The 19,266-nt window shown below is 72.4% G+C and carries 16 protein-coding genes; 3 read left to right on the top strand and 13 right to left on the bottom strand.

Annotation, left to right across the window (positions count from 1 at the left end; all coding sequences use genetic code 11):
* Window positions 1-28: 28 nt before the first annotated feature.
* From ABTY40_RS02265 to ABTY40_RS02240, 6 genes are all read right to left on the bottom strand, one after another.
* Window positions 29-1,813 (bottom strand): IucA/IucC family protein, encoded by a 1,785-nt coding sequence (locus ABTY40_RS02265; RefSeq protein WP_352057752.1) that lies wholly within the window; start codon window positions 1,811-1,813, stop codon window positions 29-31.
* Entirely contained in the window at window positions 1,810-2,340 is a 531-nt protein-coding gene (locus ABTY40_RS02260; protein ID WP_352057751.1) for a GNAT family N-acetyltransferase, read from the bottom strand. Before ABTY40_RS02260 ends, ABTY40_RS02265 begins: the two co-directional genes overlap by 4 nt.
* The gene (locus tag ABTY40_RS02255; protein ID WP_352057750.1) at window positions 2,337-3,620 is read right to left on the bottom strand and encodes a lysine N(6)-hydroxylase/L-ornithine N(5)-oxygenase family protein; all 1,284 of its coding nucleotides are present in this window, start codon (window positions 3,618-3,620) and stop codon (window positions 2,337-2,339) included. Before ABTY40_RS02255 ends, ABTY40_RS02260 begins: the two co-directional genes overlap by 4 nt.
* Window positions 3,607-5,046 carry a pyridoxal phosphate-dependent decarboxylase family protein gene (locus ABTY40_RS02250; protein WP_352057749.1) on the bottom strand — a complete coding sequence of 480 codons (1,440 nt, stop codon included), beginning with the start codon at window positions 5,044-5,046 and terminating at the stop codon, window positions 3,607-3,609. Before ABTY40_RS02250 ends, ABTY40_RS02255 begins: the two co-directional genes overlap by 14 nt.
* Before the next feature lie 142 nt (window positions 5,047-5,188).
* Window positions 5,189-6,040: a siderophore-interacting protein gene (locus ABTY40_RS02245; RefSeq protein ID WP_352057748.1), complete on the bottom strand. Its 852-nt coding sequence runs from the start codon at window positions 6,038-6,040 to the stop codon at window positions 5,189-5,191.
* 2 nt (window positions 6,041-6,042) lie between these two features.
* On the bottom strand, window positions 6,043-7,098 hold the full coding sequence (locus ABTY40_RS02240; RefSeq protein WP_345281606.1) for an ABC transporter substrate-binding protein: 1,056 nt from the start codon (window positions 7,096-7,098) through the stop codon (window positions 6,043-6,045).
* A 195-nt stretch (window positions 7,099-7,293) separates the two neighbouring features.
* Between ABTY40_RS02240 and ABTY40_RS02235 the strand changes: the two genes are divergently transcribed.
* Window positions 7,294-8,895 (top strand): hypothetical protein, encoded by a 1,602-nt coding sequence (locus ABTY40_RS02235; RefSeq protein ID WP_502990461.1) that lies wholly within the window; start codon window positions 7,294-7,296, stop codon window positions 8,893-8,895.
* A 41-nt stretch (window positions 8,896-8,936) separates the two neighbouring features.
* On the opposite strand, the gene ABTY40_RS02230 is transcribed toward ABTY40_RS02235, so the two are convergent.
* The 4 genes from ABTY40_RS02230 to ABTY40_RS02215 are packed head-to-tail and all read right to left on the bottom strand — an operon-like array spanning window position 8,937 to window position 14,650.
* Window positions 8,937-10,097, bottom strand: a complete 1,161-nt coding sequence (locus ABTY40_RS02230) for an acyl-CoA dehydrogenase family protein (protein ID WP_345281604.1) — start codon at window positions 10,095-10,097, stop codon at window positions 8,937-8,939.
* Between the two features lies 1 nt (window position 10,098).
* Window positions 10,099-11,037, bottom strand: coding sequence for a hydroxymethylglutaryl-CoA lyase (locus tag ABTY40_RS02225; protein WP_352057747.1), 939 nt, complete (start codon window positions 11,035-11,037; stop codon window positions 10,099-10,101).
* Entirely contained in the window at window positions 11,034-13,028 is a 1,995-nt protein-coding gene (locus ABTY40_RS02220) for an acetyl/propionyl/methylcrotonyl-CoA carboxylase subunit alpha (protein WP_352057746.1), read from the bottom strand. Before ABTY40_RS02220 ends, ABTY40_RS02225 begins: the two co-directional genes overlap by 4 nt.
* A gap of 14 nt (window positions 13,029-13,042) precedes the next feature.
* Entirely contained in the window at window positions 13,043-14,650 is a 1,608-nt protein-coding gene (locus tag ABTY40_RS02215) for a carboxyl transferase domain-containing protein (protein WP_352057745.1), read from the bottom strand.
* An 89-nt stretch (window positions 14,651-14,739) separates the two neighbouring features.
* Between ABTY40_RS02215 and ABTY40_RS02210 the strand changes: the two genes are divergently transcribed.
* Both ABTY40_RS02210 and ABTY40_RS02205 read left to right on the top strand, forming a co-directional pair.
* Complete coding sequence (locus ABTY40_RS02210) at window positions 14,740-15,327, top strand: SACE_7040 family transcriptional regulator (RefSeq protein ID WP_352057744.1); 588 nt, start codon at window positions 14,740-14,742, stop codon at window positions 15,325-15,327.
* Window positions 15,328-15,435: 108 nt separating this feature from the next.
* Window positions 15,436-16,218 carry a phosphatase gene (locus ABTY40_RS02205; protein WP_345281594.1) on the top strand — a complete coding sequence of 261 codons (783 nt, stop codon included), beginning with the start codon at window positions 15,436-15,438 and terminating at the stop codon, window positions 16,216-16,218.
* Between the two features lie 46 nt (window positions 16,219-16,264).
* Here the strand turns inward: ABTY40_RS02205 and ABTY40_RS02200 are convergent, their stop codons facing one another.
* From ABTY40_RS02200 to ABTY40_RS02190, 3 genes are read right to left on the bottom strand one after another with little or no spacing between them, the layout of a single operon-like run.
* Window positions 16,265-17,209, bottom strand: coding sequence for a cation diffusion facilitator family transporter (locus ABTY40_RS02200; protein ID WP_352057743.1), 945 nt, complete (start codon window positions 17,207-17,209; stop codon window positions 16,265-16,267).
* A gap of 21 nt (window positions 17,210-17,230) precedes the next feature.
* A complete protein-coding gene (locus ABTY40_RS02195) occupies window positions 17,231-18,103 on the bottom strand; it encodes an acyl-CoA thioesterase (protein WP_352057742.1) in 873 nt (290 codons plus the stop codon).
* Window positions 18,104-19,261, bottom strand: a complete 1,158-nt coding sequence (locus ABTY40_RS02190) for an acyl-CoA dehydrogenase family protein (RefSeq protein ID WP_309052499.1) — start codon at window positions 19,259-19,261, stop codon at window positions 18,104-18,106.
* Between the last annotated feature and the right edge of the window lie 5 nt (window positions 19,262-19,266).

Genomic DNA, 19,266 nt, shown 5'->3' with positions numbered 1-19,266 from the left:
GTACTCCGCCGGGGCCCGCACCGGTTCGTCAGGCGAACCGCGCGATCGGGTTCACCAGGTCGCCGACGAGCTGGAGCGCCGCTGACGGGTCCGCCAGGTCCACCATCTGCTTGTTGTTGCGGAGCTGGAGGCGGTTGAGGGCCGAGAGGGCGAAGGTCTCGGCGAACATGTCGTACTGCGCGAAGCGGTCCGCCAGCTCCGGCTTCGACTCCTGGTAGCCCTTCACGCACTCGGCGACCGTCCGCCAGAAGCCGTCCTCGTCGAGGACGCCCTCCGCCGCGAGGGTCGCGCCGAGGAAGCGGAAGAAGCAGTCGAAGACGTCCGTGAAGACGGACAGCAGCTTCATGTCCTCCGGGACCTCGGCGCGGACCCGCTCCACCGCGGGCGGCAGCACCGCGTGCGGGTCCATGACGACGATCTCCTCGGCGATGTCCTTGAAGATCGCCCGCGCGACCGTGCCCCGCTCGTCCAGGACGAGGATGACGTTCTCGCCGTGCGGCATGTACGCCAGGTCGTAGGCGTAGAAGCTGTGCAGCACCGGCAGCAGGTAGGCGTCGAGGTAGCCGCGCAGCCAGGCCGTCGGCTCCAGGCCCGACTCCTTGATCAGCGCGCCCGCGAAGGAGGCGCCCGTGTGGTCGACGTGCAGCAGCGAGGCCATCGTCGCCAGGCGCTCGCCCTCGGCGAGGGACGGCACCGGCGACTCGCGCCAGAGTGCGGCGAGCATCTTGCGGTAGGGCGAGTAGCGGTCGGTGGCGGCCTCGTACTCCAGGTGCCGGTAGCCCACGGCCGCCCGCTCGCGGATGATCGAGAAGCGGGCCGCCTGGAGGACGGAGTCCGAGGCGATCAGGTTCGCCAGCCAGTCGTTGATGGCCGGGGTGGCCTCCATGTAGGCGGCCGACAGGCCCCGCATGAAGCCCATGTTGAGCACTGACAGGGCCGTCTTGACGTAGTGCTTGGCCGGGTCGGTGGTGTTGAAGAAGGTACGGATCGACTGCTGCGCCAGGTAGGCGTCGGAGCCCTCGCCCAGGTACACCAGGCGCTGCTGCGCGACCTCGGCGGCGAAGGTGACCGACAGCTTGTTCCACCACTGCCAGGGGTGGACCGGCATCAGGAGGTAGTCGGCCAGGTCGAGGCCCCGCTCGGCGAGGGTCGCGGCGAAGCCGTCCACGGTCGCGTCGCCGAGCTCGGCGCGGATGAACGCCTCGTACTCGATGCCCGCCCCGGCGGTGAAGGTGGTGCGGTCGCGGCGCGCGGCCAGCCAGATCAGGTGGATCGGGTTCGCGGCCTCGGGGGCGTAGGCCCGGTACTCGTCGACGCCGAAGCCGAGGCGGCCGTTGTTGGCGACGAAGCAGGGGTGGCCCTCGGTCATGCCGGTCTCGACGGCCTGGAAGCCGGCGTGGGCCAGCTCGGCGGAGGTCACCGGCGGTTTGGTCGACTTGAACGCCGTCCCGGCCAGGGTGGAGGAGATCTCCTCCAGGTAGACGGGGAGGATCTCGTCGCTCAGGCCGAGGGAGCCGCGCAGTTCGGTGACGAACTGCAGCGCGTCGAGCGGGAGCTGCTCGTCGCCCCGGTGGCGGCTGATCGACTCGGCGTAGACCTGCCAGTGGTCGAGGGCGAACCGGTCGGCGGTGAAGCGGTACTCGGTGGCGCCGTCGTCGCTGAGGACGCGGTAGCGGCCCTCGCCCAGCTCCTGCGGGTTCAGCAGGCGCTCGTGGGTGAACTCGGCGAGGCCCTTGCGGATCAGGGCCCGGTTGGCGTCGGCCCAGCGCTCGGGGGTGAGGTGGGCGACGGGGTTCGTGCGGTCGCGGTTCATACGGCGGCTCCCACGGCGGCCTCGAAGGCGGCCCGGGTGCAGAAGCTCAGCAGGGCCTTCTTCTCCGGCTTCTGGATCTCGCGGTCGGGCACGAAGCCGACGGCCTCGTTGAGGGCGTGCACGGCCTTGTTGCGCACGTCGGGCTCGACGACCACGCGGGCGGTCGCCGGGTCGGCGAACAGCTCGGCCATGACGGCGGTGATCACCCGGCGGGTGAAGCCGTGCACGGGCGTCTCGGTGGGGGCGACGAGGAAGTGCATGCCGACGTCACCGGGCTGCGGCTCGTAGAGCCCGACCAGCTCGGCCTTCGCGGGGTCGTAGCGCTCCATGAGGAAGGCGGGCTCCTCGTCCACGAGGCCGATGAAGGCGTCGTGGTGCGGGTTCGCGGCGATCGCCATGTAGTCGCGCTCGACGTCCTCCAGGCGGTGGTCCTGCATCATCCAGAACCCGGCCTTGGGGTGGGTGACCCACGGGTGGATCAGCTCCGCGTCCTTGAGCGGGTCGAGGGGGCGTATTCGGACGGTCATACCGCGAACTCCTGGAAGGCGATGGTCTTCTCGACGGGGTAGTACTCGGAGCCGAGCATGGCTCCGATGATGTACGCGTTGCGGTACGGCCCCATGCCGAGGTCGGGCGAGGTGATGGAGTGCGTGTGCACGCCGGCGTTCTGGAGGAAGACCCCGCGGCCCGTCGTGTCGATCGCGTAGTTGCGGGCCACGTCGAAGCGGCCCTGGGAGTCCCAGCGGAGCCGGTCCCGGATCGGCTCCAGGAAGGCGGGGACGGCGTACTTGTAGCCGGTGGCGAGGATGAGGCCCTCGGTCTCCAGGGTGAAGTCCTTCTCCTGCTCCTGCTGGCGGAAGCCGAGCGTGTACGTGCCCGAGGCCTCGTCGTACGCGGCCGTGTGCAGCGCCGAGTTGGTGAGGAGGCGGGTGGGGACCGGGCCGCCCAGGTTCTTCTGGTAGAGCAGGTCGAAGATGGCGTCGATGAGCTCGCCGTCGATGCCCTTGAAGAGGCCCTTCTGCTCCGTCTCCAGGCGGTAGCGGGTCCGCTCGGGGAGCGCGTGGAAGTAGTCCACGTACTCGGGCGAGGTCATCTCCAGGGTGAGCTTGGTGTACTCCAGCGGGAAGAAGCGCGGGGAGCGGGTCACCCAGTTCAGGCGGTAGCCGTGGACGTCGATCTCGGAGAGGAGGTCGTAGTAGATCTCGGCGGCGCTCTGGCCGCTGCCGATCAGGGTGATCGACTTCTTCTTCTGCAGTTCCGCCTTGTTCGGCAGGTAGCGGGAGTTGTGGATGAGGTCGCCGCCGAGGCCGTGGCAGGACTCGGGGATGTAGGGCGGGGTGCCGGTGCCGAGGACGAGCCGGCGGGCGCGGAACGTTTCTCCGGCCTCGGTGCGCACCACGTACTCCTCACCGGCCTCGTCGAAGGTGACGGTGGCGACGGTGGTGGAGAAGCGGATGGAGGAGAGCTTTCCGGCGGCCCAGCGGCAGTAGTCGTTGTACTCGGTCCGCAGCGGGTAGAAGTTCTCGCGGATGTAGAACGAGTAGAGCCGGCCCTTCTCCTTCAGGTAGTTGAGGAAGGAGTACGGCGAGGTCGGGTCGGCGAGGGTCACCAGGTCCGACATGAACGGGGTCTGGAGGTGCGCGCCCTCCAGGAACATGCCGGAGTGCCACTCGAAGTCGGGCTTGGACTCCAGGAAGAGACCGTTCAGCTCACCGATGGGCTCGGTCAGGCAGGCGAGGCCGAGGTTGAAGGGACCGAGCCCGATGCCGATGAAGTCGTACGTCTCGGGCGTCTCAGGCGTGGACAAGGTTCTCTCCCAGGTACTGCTCGGCGTGGCCGGCGATCAGATCGAGCACGGCGGCGATGTCGGCCGCGGTGGTCTCGGGGTTGAGCAAGGTGAACTTGAGGTACTGGCGGCCGTCGACCTTGGTGCCGGCGACCACGGCCTCGCCGGAGGCGAACAGGGCCTTGCGGGCGTAGAGGTTCGCCCGGTCGATCTCGGCGGGCGAGGTGACGTTCTCGGGGATGTAGCGGTAGACGAGGGTGGAGAGCTGGGGCTCGACCACGACGTCGTAGCGCGGGTCGGCGGCGAGCAGGGCGAAGCCCTCGCGGGCCAGGTCGCAGACCTCGTCGAAGAGTTCGCCGATGCCGTCGGCGCCCATCACGCGCAGGGTCATCCACAGCTTGAGCGCGTCGAAGCGGCGGGTGGTCTGGAGCGACTTGTCGACCTGGTTGGGGATCGCCTCCGCGACCGTACGGCGCGGGTTGAGGTAGTCCGCGTGGTAGGTCGCGTGCCGCAGGGTGGCGCCGTCGCGGACAAGGACGGCGGAGGAACTGACCGGCTGGAAGAAGGACTTGTGGTAGTCGACGGTGACCGAGTCGGCGCGCTCGATGCCGTCCAGGAGGTGGCGGCGCTTGCGGGAGGCGAGCAGTCCGCAGCCGTAGGCCGCGTCCACGTGCATCCAGGCGCCGTACTCCTCGGCCAGCGCGGCGATCTCGGGCAGCGGGTCGATGGAGCCGAAGTCGGTGGTGCCGGCGGTGGCGACGATCGCCATGGGGACGAGGCCCTCGGCGCGGCAGGTCTCCAGCTCGGCGGCGAGGACGACGGACTGCATGCGCTTGTTCCGGTCGACGGGGACGGAGACCACCGCGTCGGGGCCGAGGCCGAGGAGGGTGGCCGACTTCTGGACGCTGAAGTGGCTGCACTCGGAGGAGAAGATCCGGAGCTTGGACAGGTCCCGGGTGCCGGCCTCCTCGCGGGCAAGCAGCAGCGCCTGGAGGTTGGACTGGGTGCCGCCGCTGGTGAAGACGCCGTCGGCGAGCGGGCCGAGGCCGATGCGGCCGGCGGTCCAGTCGATGAGCTTGCGCTCGATGAGGGTGCCGCCCGCGCTCTGGTCCCAGGTGTCGAGGGAGGAGTTGACCGCCGACAGGATCGCTTCGCCGAGGACCGCGGGGATGACGACCGGGCAGTTGAGGTGGCCCAGGTAGCGCGGGTGGTGGAAGTACACCGCGTCGCGGAGGTAGACGTCCTCCAGCTCGTCCAGGGCGGCGGAGGCGTCGCCGAGCGGCCGGTCGAGGTCGACGGCGTCGATGACGGGCGCGAGCTCGGCGGGGGTGACTCCGGTGAACGGGCCGCGGGTCGTGGCGAGTTTGTTCGCCACCCGCTCGACTCCTTCGGTGACGGAGCGCCGGTAGCTCTCCGCCGTGGCGTCGTTGAGCAGGTGCGAGCGCATGTGGGGGGCCTCCGGGACAGCAGAGAGGGGCGAGGGGGGCGATGCCTAAGTAAGGTTAGCCTAACCTAACTTTGACCCGCAACGACCCCTCGCCCCTCTCGGAACACGACAGTTGACGGGGTGAAACGCCAGGTACGGGACGTTACGACTCGTCCAGGGTCTCGTCCGGAACCTCGCGCAGCGCGTCCTCGGACAGACCCTTGCGCCAGTAGCCCACGAACGTGACCCGGCGGCGGTCCAGGCCCCGGTCGCGCACGAAGTGCCGCCGCAGCGCCTTGACCGAGCCGGACTCGCCCGCGATCCAGACGTACGGGGCCTCGCCGGGCAGCGCGGTGCCCTCGATCGCCGCCACGGCGGAGGGCGCCCCCTCCTCCCGGACGAGCCAGGTCACGGTGGCGTCCGCCTCCGTGGCCAGTTCCGTACGGTCACCGGAGTACGGGACCTCCAGGAAGACCTGGGCCCGGGTCTCGGCCGGCAGCCACTCCAGGATGGCCGAGGCGGCCGGCAGCGCCGTCTCGTCCGCCCAGATGACCACCGAGTCGGCGTCGTCCGGCAGCCGGAAACGGACACCGGTGTTGTCGGCGACCGCCGGGCCGAGCACGACCACCGGGTCTCCCGGCTTCGCGTGCTGCGCCCAGGTGCAGGCCGGACCGCCGTCCGTGTGGACGGCGAAGTCGATGTCGACCTCGGGCGCCGGCGCGGTGCGCTGCGCGCGCACCGTGTACGAGCGCATCACGGCCCGCTCGCCGGCGGGCATCGCCCGGTAGGCGCCGAGGATCGCGTACATGTCCGGGTTGTCCAGCGGCGGCAGGAGCGGAGCCTCCTGGCCGGGGTGCGGCAGGAAGAGGGAGAGCGACTGGTCGCGGCCCCCGGAGGCGAAGTCCTTCAGGTCCTCACCGGTGAAGGTGACCCGGATCAGCGACGGGCCGAGCCGCTTCGTCCGGTCGACGCGCAGGGAGAAGAACTGGAACGGGGCGGTCTCGGCGGTCGTCACGGTCAGGCCACCTTCTTCGCGTTCTCCAGGGCCTTGGCCAGGTCCTCCAGGAGCGGGGCGCACTTGGCGTAGGAGTAGATCGGCTCGGTGACGCGCGGGTACACCTGGCCGGCCTTGACGGCGGGCAGGGCGTTCCAGGTCGGCTTGGCCTTCAGCTGCTCCGGCTGCAGGGTGCCGGTGCGGTTGTCGAGCAGGATGACGTCCGCCTTGTACTTGTCGACCTGCTCCCAGCTCAGGCCCTCGAACCAGCCGCCCTCGTCCAGCTTGTCCGGGACGACGAGGGTGACGCCGAGCTCCTTGAAGTAGAGCGTGTCGGTCGGGCGGACCGGGGTGGAGACGTAGAAGAGGTCGGGGGAGCCGGAGCCGATCAGGACCTTGATGTCCTTCTTGCCCTGGGCGGCCTTGCGGACGCGCTCGGCGGCCGCCTCGAAACGGGCCTTGTCCGCCTTCACCTTGGCGCTCTGCACGTCGGCGCCGAGCGAGGCGGCCAGGTCGGCGTGGCGCTGGAGCACGGCGGGCATCGACCGGCCGGCGGCCCACAGGGCGACGCTCGGCGCGATGGAGAGGATCTTGTCCTTCTGCTCCGCCGGGACGTACCAGAGGTCGTTCTTCTCCCACATGTCCGTGATGAGGAGCTCCGGAGCGAGCTTCAGGTACTCCTCGATCTTGAACTCGCCCCAGACGTTGCCGATGACCTTGACCTTGGTGATGTCGAGGTCGCCCGCCTGGACGTCCGGCTTCTTCGCCTTGGTCTTCGGGTCCTCGACGTAGGTCGGGCCGAAGACGCCGGTGACCTCGACGCCGAAGTCCTTCAGGGCGGCGGCGGCACCGGTGAAGGCGACGATGTTCTTCGGGGTGGACTTCGCCTTGGCGACCTGGCCGCGGTCGTCCTTGAACTCCCAGGCGCCGGACTTGGCGGAGGCGGAGGCCGAGGCCCCGCCCTCCGTCTTCTTGTCCCCGCCGCCGCAGGCGGCGAGCGCGGCGCCGAGCCCGAGGGCGCCGCCGGCCGTGAGCAGGCCGCGACGGGTGAGATGGGTGGCTCGGGCGTTGCTGGGCATGGCGGTGTCGCTTTCGGTACGTGCCGGGATCGGCCTGGGCAAGTCGAGGGTAGGTTAGCCTAACCTCACGTCGGCCCGACAGGGTGGTCCACCCGGGGGAACGTGTGAGGCGCGCTACTCCTGACGAGGCGACGGGCGCGGCCCTCGCGGCGCGCCGCCCGGCGGCTCCCCCACGGCCCGCGCAGGGTTGACGGGGTGACCACCTCCGAAGCGACCGCGACACCCCGGGCCCCCGGCACCGCCGCCGCGCGCCCCGGCGGCCCCCGGTTCCGGTGGCCGGCCGTGTCGCCCGCCGTGCCCGCCGCCGTCTTCGTCCTCGTCCAACTCGCCCTGGTCGTCCCCGGATCCGGTCTCGGCTGGGACGAGGCGGTGTACGTCAGCCAGGTCGGCGGCAACGCCCCGCCCGCGTACTTCAGCGCGCCCCGCGCCCGTGGCATCAGCTACCTCGTCGCGCCGGTGGCGGCCGTCACCGCCTCCACGACCGCGATCCGCGTCTACCTCGCCGTGCTGTCCGGGGCCGCGCTCTGGGCGGCGCTGCGGGTGTGGCGCGGCATCCTGCCCGTGCCGGTCCTCACCACGGCGGGCGCCCTGTTCGCCGGGCTGTGGGTCACCCTCTTCTACGGACCCCGCGTGATGCCCAACCTCTGGTGCGCGTTCGGGGCGCTGGCCGCCGTCGGCTGTTTCCTGCGCGCGACGGGCGGGGTGGTGGCCCCGGGAACGGCCGCCGCCGGTGCGGCGCCCCCGGGTACCGCGCGCTCCGGAGACCGTGCGGCGGTCGGGGGCCGTGCGGCCCTGTGGGGGCTGGGGGCGGCCGTCGCCGCCGTCACCCTGCTGCGTCCCGCCGACGGTTTCTGGCTCGCCGTGCCGCTCCTCGCGGTGGCCCTGGCCGCGCCCGCCGTCCGGCGACGGCACCGGGCGGTGGTGGCCGCCGTCGTCGTCGCTCCGCTGCTCGGCGCGCTTCCCTGGATCGCCGAGGCCTACGCCCGCTACGGCGGCCTCGCCGCCCGGCTGCGGCGCGCCGGCGAGATCCAGGGCTCGCTGGGCTGGCACCTGGCCGTGGACGACCACGTCCGGGCCCTGGCCGGGCGCACCCTCTGCCGTCCCTGCGACGTGCCCTGGGAGCACCCCGTCACGGCGGTGTGGTGGTTCCTGCTGCCCCTGGCCGTCCTCGGCGGCGTCGTCGCGGCGCTGCGGGCCGACCCGGCCGGGCGGGGCGTCGCCGCCGTGCTGGCGACCGTGACGGCGGCCTCGCTGGCGGCGCCGTACCTCTTCACCCTCGGCTACGCCGCCCCCCGCTTCCTGCTGCCGGCCTACGCCCTGCTCGCGCTGCCCGCCGCCGAATGCGCCCTGTTCCTGCTCACCGCGTGGCGGCCGGCGGCCACGGCCCTGCTGGCCGCCGCCCTCCTCGCCCACTTCGCCGTCCAGTACGCCGTGCTCGGCCGTGCCGTCACCAACAGCCGTTCGGTCCGCGCCCAGTTCACCACCGTCGCGACCGCCCTGCACGGGCTCGGCGTCCGCCCGCCCTGTCTGGTCAGCGGGCGCGAGTACGTCCTGATCGGCTACTACGCGGGCTGTGCCTCCCGCCAGCCGGCCGGCCACGACGCGGCGATCACCCCGGCCGGCCTCACCGCCGCCGCCCGCCGCGTCCCGGTCGCCGTCGTCGTCCGCGCCGGCTCCCCGCCACCGCCCTACGCCCGCGCCTGGCGGCACGCGCCGCTGCCGTCCGCCCGGGGCTGGGAGCGCTACGACGCCTATGTCTCGCCCGCCACCGGACGCGACGGCGCCCGCCGCCCCTGAGGGAGGGGTCGGCGGGCGCGGTCACGCGACGGGCGGAACGGTCAGGCGGGCAGGCCCAGTTCGCGGGCGATCAGCATGCGCTGGACCTCGCTGGTGCCCTCGCCGATCTCCAGGATCTTCGAGTCGCGCCACATGCGGGCCACCGGGTACTCGTTCATGAAGCCGTAGCCGCCGTGGATCTGCGTCGCCTCACGGGCGTTGTCCACCGCCACCGTGGAGGAGTACAGCTTCGCGAGCGCCGCCTCCTTCTTGAACGGCTCGCCGAGCACCAGCCGCGAGGCCGCGTCCCGCCAGCCGACCCGCGCCATGTGCGCGCGCATCTCCATGTCGGCGATCTTGAACTGGATGGCCTGGTTCTCCGCGATGGGACGGCCGAAGGCCTGACGCTCCTTCGCGTACTTCACCGACTCGTCCACACAGCCCTGGGCGAGGCCCGTGGCGAGCGCCGCGATCGCGATCCGGCCCTCGTCCAGGATGCGGAGGAACTGCGCGTACCCGCGGCCCTCCTCGCCCAGCAGGTTCCCCACCGGGACCCGCACGTCGTCGAAGGAGAGCTCCCGGGTGTCCGAGGCGTTCCAGCCGACCTTCGAGTACGGCGCCGCGACCGTGAAGCCCGGCGTGCCCGCCGGGACGATGATCGAGGAGATCAGCGGGCGGCCGTCGGGCTTCCGGCCGGTGACCGCCGTGACCGTCACCAGGCCCGTGATGTCCGTACCGGAGTTGGTGATGAAGCACTTCGAACCGTTGATGACCCAGTGGTCACCGTCCCGGACGGCGGTGGTGCGGGTGCCGCCCGCGTCCGAACCGGCCCCCGGCTCGGTCAGGCCGAACGCGCCGAGCACCTCACCGGAGCACAGCTTCGGCAGCCACTCCCGCTTCTGCTCCTCCGTGCCGAAGCGGTAGACCGGCATCGCGCCGAGCGAGACGCCCGCCTCCAGGGTGATGGCCACGGAGGAGTCGACCCGGGCGAGCTCCTCCAGGGCGATCCCCAGCGCCAGGTAGTCGCCGCCCATGCCGCCGTACTCCTCGGGGAACGGCAGCCCGAACAGGCCCATGCGGCCCATCTCGCGGACGATCTCGTACGGGAAGGCGTGCCGCTCGTAGTAGTCGCCGATCTTGGGGGCGACGACGTCGTGGGCGAACTCCTCCACGGTGCGGCGGAGTTCCTCGTGCTCAGCGGAGAGCCGGTGGTCGAGGGACATGTCAGGACTCCTTGTGGGAGAGCGCGCGAACGGTACGGGACGGGCTCGGGCGGCCCAGTTGTTCGGCCATCCACCCGCTTGTGGCGGTGAGGGCGGCCAGGTCGACCCCGGTCTCGACGCCGAGGCCGTCGAGCATCCACACGAGGTCCTCGGTGGCGAGGTTGCCGGTGGCGGACTTCGCGTACGGGCAGCCGCCGAGACCGCCCGCCGACGCGTCGACGGTGGTCACCCCGTGCCGCAGCGCGGCCAGGGTGTTGGACAGGGCCTGCCCGTAGGTGTCGTGGAAGTGCACGGCGATGCGGGAGGTGGGCACCCCGGCCGCGTTCAGTGCCGTGAGCAGCGCCGCGACGTGACCGGGCGTGGCGACGCCGATGGTGTCGCCGAGGCTCAGCTCGTCGCAGCCCATGTCGGCGAGGGCCTTGGTGACGCGGACGACCTGCTCGATCGGGACGGCGCCCTCCCACGGGTCGCCGAAGCACATCGACAGATAGCCGCGGACCTTCAGTCCCGCCTCTATGGCGCGGGTGACGGTCGGCGCGAACATGGCCAGGGCCTCGTCGACGGTCCGGTTGAGGTTGGCCTTGGCGAAGGACTCGGTGGCCGAGGCGAAGACGGCGACCTCCCGTGCCCCGAGCGCGAGGGCCCGGTCGAGCCCCCGCTCGTTCGGCACGAGGACCGGCAGCCGTACGGGGAGGTCCCGCACCCGCGGGAAAAGCTCCTCCGCGTCCGCCAGCTGGGGGACCCACTTGGGGTGCACGAAGCTGGTCGCCTCCACCGTGGACAGCCCGGCGGCGGCGAGCCGGCTGATGAACTCGGCCTTCACGGCGGTCGGGACGGCCGTCTTCTCGTTCTGCAGGCCGTCGCGCGGCCCCACCTCGTGGATGCGGACCCGGGCCGGGAGCGCCGGATCGGACACGGTCATGGGCAGACCCGGGGTCATGCGTCCTCCTCGTCGCGGGGCGTCACCACGGCCAGGATCTGGTCCATGGCGACGGTGCTGCCGGGCGTCACGTCCAGTTCGGAGACCGTGCCGGCGTGCGGGGCGGAGATGACGTGCTCCATCTTCATCGCCTCGACGACGAGCAGGCTCTGCCCGGCCTCCACCTCGTCCCCGACCGCCACCTTGACGACGGTGACCGTGCCGGGCATGGGCGCGGCGAGCGTGTCCGCCCCGCCGTGCCGGGCGCCGGAGAGCGCGGCCGCCACCGGGTCGTGGTCCAGGACGTGCCAGGAGTCGCCGTCCCGGCCCAGCCACAGCCCCTCCGGGGAGGCCGCGACCGCGAACCGGTGGCCGGCGCCGTCGAGGTGCAGCGCGAACTCCCCGGGCGCGGCGGGCGCGAGCGCCGCCGTGACGGCCGGGCCCTCCCCGTCGAGCAGCAGCTCGGCGGACCGGGCCGTGCCGCGCACCCGTACGGGCACGGGCTCGTGCCCCGGCACCCGGAAGGGGCGGGCCGTCCAGGCGGGCGTGCCGCCGAGCCGCCAGCCCGTGCGCGCGTCGAACGGGTCGGTCCAGCCGGCCGGCTCCCCGGGGGACGGCGGGAACTGCCGCAGCAGCGCCGCCGCCGCGTACACCTCCTCCGGCACGCCGGACGGCACGAGGCTCTCCGCGTCCCGCTCCACCAGGCCGGTGTCCAGGTCGCCGGAGACGACGTCGGGGTGGGCGAGGAGACGGCGCAGGAAGCCCGCGTTGGTGGGCACGCCGAGCGTGACGAGCTCGCCGAGGGCCGCGCGGAGCTTGCGCAGGGCGGTGGGCCGGTCGGGCGCATGGACGATGACCTTCGACAGCATCGGGTCGTAGAGGCTGGAGACCTCCGTGCCCTCGCTGAGCCCGGAGTCCGTCCGCACCCCCGCCCCGGCCGGCTCGCGCAGCGCGAGGACCGTGCCGCCGGACGGCAGGAACCCGCGCGCCGGGTCCTCCGCGCAGATGCGGGCCTCGATCGCCCAGCCGTCGAGCCGGACGTCGTCCTGCGAAAAGGGCAGCGGCTCGCCGGCGGCCACCCGCAGCTGCCACTCCACCAGGTCCACGCCGGTGATCAGCTCGGTCACCGGGTGCTCGACCTGGAGGCGGGTGTTCATCTCCATGAAGTAGTACTGGGACGGGTCGCCGCCCGGGACGATGAACTCGACCGTGCCCGCGCCGACATAGCCGCAGGACCGGGCCGCCTCCACCGCCGCCGCGCCCATCGCGGCCCGGGTCTCCGGGTCGAGCAGGACGCTCGGCGCCTCCTCGATGATCTTCTGGTGGCGGCGCTGGAGCGAGCACTCGCGCTCACCGAGGTGGATCACGTTGCCGTGGGTGTCGGCCAGGACCTGGATCTCGATGTGCCGGGGGCGGTCGATCCACCGCTCCACGAGCAGCGTGTCGTCACCGAAGGAGGACCGGGCCTCGCGCCGGGCCGCCGCGATCTCCTCGTCCAGGACCGCCAGGTCCCGCACGAGCCGCATGCCCTTGCCGCCGCCGCCCGCGCTCGGCTTGAGCAGCACCGGCGGGCCCATCTCCCGGGCGGTCTCGGCCAGGTCGGGGTCGGCGGCACCGGGCACCACCGGCACCCCGGCCGCCCGCACGGTCTCCTTGGCGCGGATCTTGTCGCCCATGAGGGCGATGGCCTCGGCGGACGGGCCGATGAAGACCAGGCCGGCCTCGGCGCAGGCCCGCGCGAAGGCCGCGTTCTCCGCGAGGAAGCCGTAGCCGGGGTGGACGGCCTGCGCGCCGGTGCGCCGGGCCGCGTCGAGCAGGGCGGGCACGGACAGGTACGACTCGGCGGCCGGCGGCGGCCCGAGCCGTACCGCCGTGTCCGCCTCCCGCACGTGCCGGGCGTCGGCGTCCGCGTCGCTGTAGACGGCCACCGAGCGCACGCCGAGCGCCCGCAGGGTGCGGATGACGCGGACGGCGATCTCGCCCCGGTTGGCCACAAGGACGGTGTCGAACATCGTGTGGGGTCCCCTCACATCCGGAAGACGCCGAACTGGGGGTCACCCAGGGGCGCGTTGGCACAGGCGGTCAGGGCGAGGCCGAGGACCTGCCGGGTCTCCGTCGGGTCGATGATCCCGTCGTCCCACAGCCGGGCGGTCGCGTAGTAGGCGCTGCCCTGTGTCTCGTACTGCTCCCGGATCGGGGCCTTGAAGGCCTCTTCCTCCTCCGCGCTCCACTCGTCGCCGAGCTGGTCGCGCTTGACCGTCGCCAGCACGGACGCGGCCTGCTCGCCGCCCATGACCGAGATCTTGGCGTTGGGCCACATCCACAGGAAGCGGGGGGAGTAGGCCCGGCCGCACATCGAGTAGTTGCCCGCGCCGTAGGAGCCGCCGATGACGACGGTCAGTTTCGGCACCCGCGTGGTGGCCACGGCCGTCACCATCTTGGCGCCGTGCTTGGCGATGCCGCCGTGCTCGTACGCCTTGCCGACCATGAAGCCCGTGATGTTCTGGAGGAAGACGAGCGGGATGCCGCGCTGGTCGCACAGCTCGATGAAGTGCGCGCCCTTCTGGGCCGACTCGGCGAACAGGATGCCGTTGTTGGCGACGATGCCGACCGGGTGCCCGTGGATCCGGGCGAAGCCGGTGACGAGCGTCTGCCCGTACTCGGCCTTGAACTCCTGGAAACGGGAGCCGTCCACCACCCGGGCGATGACCTCGCGCACGTCGTAGGGGGTGCGGGAGTCCACCGGGACCGCCCCGTACAGCCCGTACGGGTCGACCTTCGGCTCCTCGGACGGCTCGACCGACCAGGGCAGCGGGCCGCGCCCGGGCAGGGTCGCCACGATGTTCCGCACGATCCTGAGGGCGTGGGCGTCGTCCTCGGCGAGGTGGTCGGTGACGCCGGAGGTGCGGGAGTGGACCTCGCCGCCGCCCAGCTCCTCCGCCGTCACGACCTCGCCGGTCGCCGCCTTCACCAGCGGCGGCCCGCCCAGGAAGATCGTGCCCTGGTTCCGGACGATCACGGCCTCGTCGCTCATCGCGGGCACGTACGCGCCGCCAGCCGTGCAGGAGCCCATCACCGCCGCGATCTGCGGGATGCCGGCGCCGGACATGCGGGCCTGGTTGTAGAAGATGCGGCCGAAGTGCTCCCGGTCGGGGAAGACCTCGTCCTGCATGGGGAGGAACGCGCCGCCGGAGTCCACCAGGTAGAGGCAGGGGAGACGATTCTCCAGGGCCACCTCCTGGGCGCGGAGGTGCTTCTTCACCGTCATCGGGTAATAGGTGCCGCCCTTGACCGTGGCGTCGTTGGCGACGATCACGCACTCGCGCCCGCTGACCCGGCCGATGCCCGCGATCACGCCGGCCGCCGGGGCCTGGTCGCCGTACATGCCGTTCGCCGCGAGGGGGGCCAGCTCCAGGAAGGGCGAGCCCGGGTCGAGCAGGGTGTCCACCCGCTCGCGCGGCAGCAGCTTCCCGCGTGCGGTGTGCCGGGCGCGGGCCTTCTCACCGCCGCCGAGGGCCGCCCCGGCGAGCTTGGCGCGCAGGGTCGCCGCCAGCTCGTGATGGGCCGCCTCATTGGCCTGCCAGGCCGCGGACGCGGGATCCGCCGCGCTCGTCAGCACAGGTGCCTGCTGCATCGACCGATCTCCCTTGTGTTCGGTTAATGAGCGTTAACGTATGACGCTCAGGTTAACGACCGCTAACCGGGTTGTCTAGAATCGAATCCATGACCACGAGCCCGGCCCGCACCGACGCCCCCACGCGACGCGAGCAGATCCTCAAGGAGGCCGCCCGCCTCTTCGCCGCGCGCGGCTTCCACGGCGTCGGCGTGGACGAGATAGGAGCCGCCGTCGGCATCAGCGGCCCCGGGCTCTACCGCCACTTCCCCGGCAAGGACGCGATGCTCGCCGAGCTGCTCGTCGGCATCAGCGAACGGCTCCTCGACGGCGGGCGCCTGCGGGTGCGCGGGGCGGAGGGCGACCCCGAGGCCGTCCTCGCCTCCCTCATCGACGGCCACATCGACTTCGCCCTCGACGACCGGCCGCTCATCACCCTCCACGACCGGGAGCTCGACCGGCTCAAGGACGCCGACCGCAAGCGGGTCCGGCAGCTCCAGCGGCAGTACGTCGAGCTCTGGGTGGCGGTCGTGCGGGAGCTGCACCCGGGCGTCCCCGAGAGCGAGGCGCGCACGGCCGTCCACGCGGTCTTCGGCCTGCTGAACTCGACCCCGCACCTCGCGGCCCTCGGGCGCGCGGACATGGAGGGCCTCCTGCGCCGTCTGGCCCACGGCGCCTTCGCCGCCCTGGCGCCCTGACCCGCGCCGCCCCCCTGAGGCCCCCACCCGGTCCGCCAGGTGGGACGCATGCCCCCGACGGCCCCGAGCGGCAGACCCGCGGGGCCGGCGCCCGGCAGAATGGCCGGCATGCCGATACTCAGCCGCCCCGCCCTCGTCGAGCACCTCGTCCGCACCCGCATCGCGGGTGACGTCGCCACGCCCCGCGACAACAACCTCTCCCACTACCGCAAGCTCGCCAACGGCGACCGGCACTACTGGCTCGGCCTGGAGCTCGGCGACCGGTGGGCGGACGAGCAGGACGTCCTCGCCGTGATGGCCGAGCGCTGCGGCGTCGTCGACGACCCCGCCCACCGCACCGGCCAGGACACCATCGACCCCGAACTCACCGTCGACGCCCTCGACCGCATGGCCGCCCGGCTCCGCAAGGCCGCCGCCGGCCGCGAGCGGGTCCTCTTCGCCACCGGCCACCCCGGCGCCCTGATCGACGCGCACAGCCGGGTCGCCGCCGCGCTCCGTGCCCAGGGCTGCGACATCGTGCGCATCCCCGGCGGCCTGATCGCCGACGAGGGGTACGTCGTGCAGTTCGCCGACGTCGCCGTCTTCGAGCGCGGCGCGAGCCTCTGGCACACCCACTCGCCCGAGCCGATGAACGCGATCCTGGACGGCCTGGAGGCCCTCGGCGAGCCCGCGCCCGACCTGGTCGTGGCCGACCACGGCTGGGCCGGCCGGGCCGGCCAGCGCGGCATCGACTCCGTCGGCTACGCCGACTGCAACGACCCGGCCCTGTTCATCGGCGAGGCCGAGGGGACCATGCAGGTCACGGTGCCGCTGGACGACCACGTGGTCGACCCCCGGTACTACGAGCCCCTGACCGCCTACCTGCTGCACGCGGCGGGCCTGCTCGACTGACGCCGGGCGGGCGCCCGGGCCGCCTCACCCCTGGTTCCGGCCGGGATCACGCGTCGGCGGCCGGTGTCGGGTCCAGGTAGACGCGGCGGATCGCGGGGAACCGCTCCCGCAGCCGCCGCTCCGCCGTCTCGCACGCCCGCTCCACCTCGGCCGCCGACACCACGTCCCGGAAGTCGACCTTCGCCGCGACCATCACCTCGCCCGGCCCCTGGATCAGCGTGATCAGGTCCAGGACACCCACCACGTGCGGCACGGAGAGCAGCTCCGCGCGGACCTCCGCGCGCATCGGACGGGGCAGCGGCCGGCCGATGAGGAGCTGCGCGTTGGAGCGGCCCAGCACCCAGGCCACGTACACGAGCAGGATCCCGATGAGGACCGAGGCGATCCCGTCCCAGACGCCGGACCCGGTGAGCTGCCCCCCGAGGAGGCCGCCGGCCGCCAGCATCAGCCCGGACAGGGCGGCGGAGTCCTCCAGGACGACCGCCTTGACGGTGGTGTCGGGGGTGAGCCGCAGATAGGTGGCGAAGGGCGTGTCCCGGCGGTCCGCCTCGGCCCGTACCTGCCGGATACCGGTCCGGAGCGAGAACGCCTCCAGGACGAAGGCGACGGCGAGGACGAGGTACGACAGCAGCGGGTCGCCCGGCTCCTCGCCGTGCAGGAGGGTGTGGATCCCGTCGTAGACGGAGAAGACGGCGCCGCCGACGAAGGTGGCGACGGCCGCCAGCATCGCCCACACGTACCGCTCGCCCGCGTGGCCGACGGGATGGTCCTCGTCGGCGGGCTTCGCGCTCCGCTTCAGCGCGGTCAGGAGCATGACCTCGGTGACGGTGTCGGCGAAGGAGTGCGCCGCCTCCGACAGCATCGCGCTCGACCCGCTGACGACGCCCGCGACGGCCTTCGCGGCGGCGATGCCGAGGTTGGCCGCCGCCGCCACGAGCACCGTGACGGTGCTCTCGCCGTTGCCCGTGTCCTTCCGTGCCCGCGTCTTCATGACATCGGACCGTATGTCCGGTCAGTCGCGCGGGACGCGAACGACACCCTCCTGGATGACCGAGATCGCCAGCCGGCCGTCCCGCGTGAAGATCCTGGCCTGGCCGAGACCGCGCCCGGCGGAGGAGGACGGCGACTCCTGGTCGTACAGCAGCCATTCGTCCGCGCGGAAGGGCCGGTGGAACCACATGGCGTGGTCCAGGGAGGCCCCGACCACGTCGCCGACGGCCCAGCCGCCGCGCCCGTGGGCGAGCAGGACGGAGTCGAGCAGCGTCATGTCGGAGACGTACGTGGCGAGCACGACGTGCAGCAGGGGGTCGTCGGACAGCTTGCCGTGGGTGCGGAACCACACCTGGGAGCGCGGCTCGCGCGGCTGCCCGACCGAGCCCCAGGGCGGGGTGTCGGCGTAGCGCAGGTCGACGGCGGCCCGGGCCTCGATCAGCCGGTCCGCGATCTCGGCCGGCAGGTGCCGGGGGAGCGTCTCGGCGGCCGTCGGCAGCGAGTCGGGGTCCGGCGCGGCCGGCATCTCCGCCTGGTGGTCGAGCCCCTCCTCGTACGCCTGGAAGGAGGCGGAGAGGTGGAAGACCGGCTGGCCGTGCTGGACGGCGACCACCCGGCGGGTGGTGAAGGAGCGGCCGTCACGGATGCGGTCGACGTTGTAGACGATCGGCGCGCCCGGGTCGCCGGGGCGGAGGAAGTACGCGTGGAGCGAGTGGGCGAGCCGGTCCTCCGGGACCGTCCGTCCGGCCGCCACCAGCGCCTGGGCGGCCACCTGGCCGCCGAAGACGCGGGGGACGAGGGCGGAGCGGGACTCGCCCCGGAAGATGTCCCGCTCGATCCGCTCCAGGTCGAGCAGATCGAGCAGGGCATCCAGTGCGTCGTGCGCCTCGGGCACTTACAGGCCCATCGACTTCGCGATGATCGTCTTCATGATCTCGCTGGTGCCGCCGTAGATGCGGTTGACGCGGTTGTCGGCGTACAGGCGGGCGATCGGGTACTCGTTCATGTAGCCGTAGCCGCCGTGCAGCTGGAGGCAGCGGTCGATCACGCGGTGGGCGACCTCGGTGCAGAACAGCTTGGCGGAGGCGGCCTCGGCGGGCGTCAGCTCGCCGGCGTCCAGGGCCTCCAGGGCGCGGTCAGCGACGGCCTCGGCCGCGTCCACCTCGGCCTGGCAGGCGGCCAGCTCGAACTTGGTGTTCTGGAAGGAGGCGACCGGCTTGCCGAAGACGGTGCGGTCGGTGACGTACTGCTGGGCGAACCGGATCGCGGCCTTGGCCTGGGCGTAGGCGCCGAAGGCGATGCCCCAGCGCTCGGAGGCCAGGTTGTGGCCGAGGTAGGAGAAGCCCTTGCCCTCCTCGCCGAGGAGGTCCTCGACCGGCACCTTCACGTCGACGAAGGCCAGCTCGGCGGTGTCGGAGGTGCGCAGGCCCAGCTTGTCCAGCTTGCGGCCGATGGAGTAGCCCTCGGACTTGGTGTCGACGGCGAAGAGGGAGATGCCGAAGCGGCGGTCCTCGGCGCTCGGGGCGGAGGTGCGGGCGCAGACGATCACGCGGTCGGCGTGGACGCCGCCGGTGATGAAGGTCTTGGCGCCGTTGAGGACGTAGTGGGTGCCGTCCTCGGAGAGCTTGGCGGTGGTCTTCATGCCCGCGACGTCGGAGCCGGTGCCCGGCTCGGTCATCGCGAGGGCCCACATCTCCTCGCCGCTGACGAACTTCGGCAGGTAGCGCTTCTTCTGGTCCTCGGTGGCCAGCATCTTCAGGTACGGCAGCGCGAGGAGGACGTGCACGCCGGAGCCGCCGAACTGGACGCCCGCGCGGGCGGTCTCCTCGTAGAGGACCGCCTCGAACTTGTGGGTGTCGAGGCCGGCGCCGCCGAACTCCTCCGGCACGTTGATGCCGAAGACGCCCAGCTCGCCCAGCTTGTAGTAGAAGTCGCGCGGTGCCTGGCCGGCCGCGAACCACTCGTCGTAGACGGGCACGACCTCGGCCTCGATGAAGGCGCGGATGGTCTCCCGGAACGCCTCGTGGTCCTCGTTGAATACGGTACGGCGCACGAGCC

Origin of the sequence: Streptomyces sp. NPDC126503, from assembly GCF_040302405.1 — a bacterium.
GTDB lineage: Bacteria > Actinomycetota > Actinomycetes > Streptomycetales > Streptomycetaceae > Streptomyces > Streptomyces gulbargensis.
This window is presented reverse-complemented; position numbering and strand designations above follow the sequence as displayed.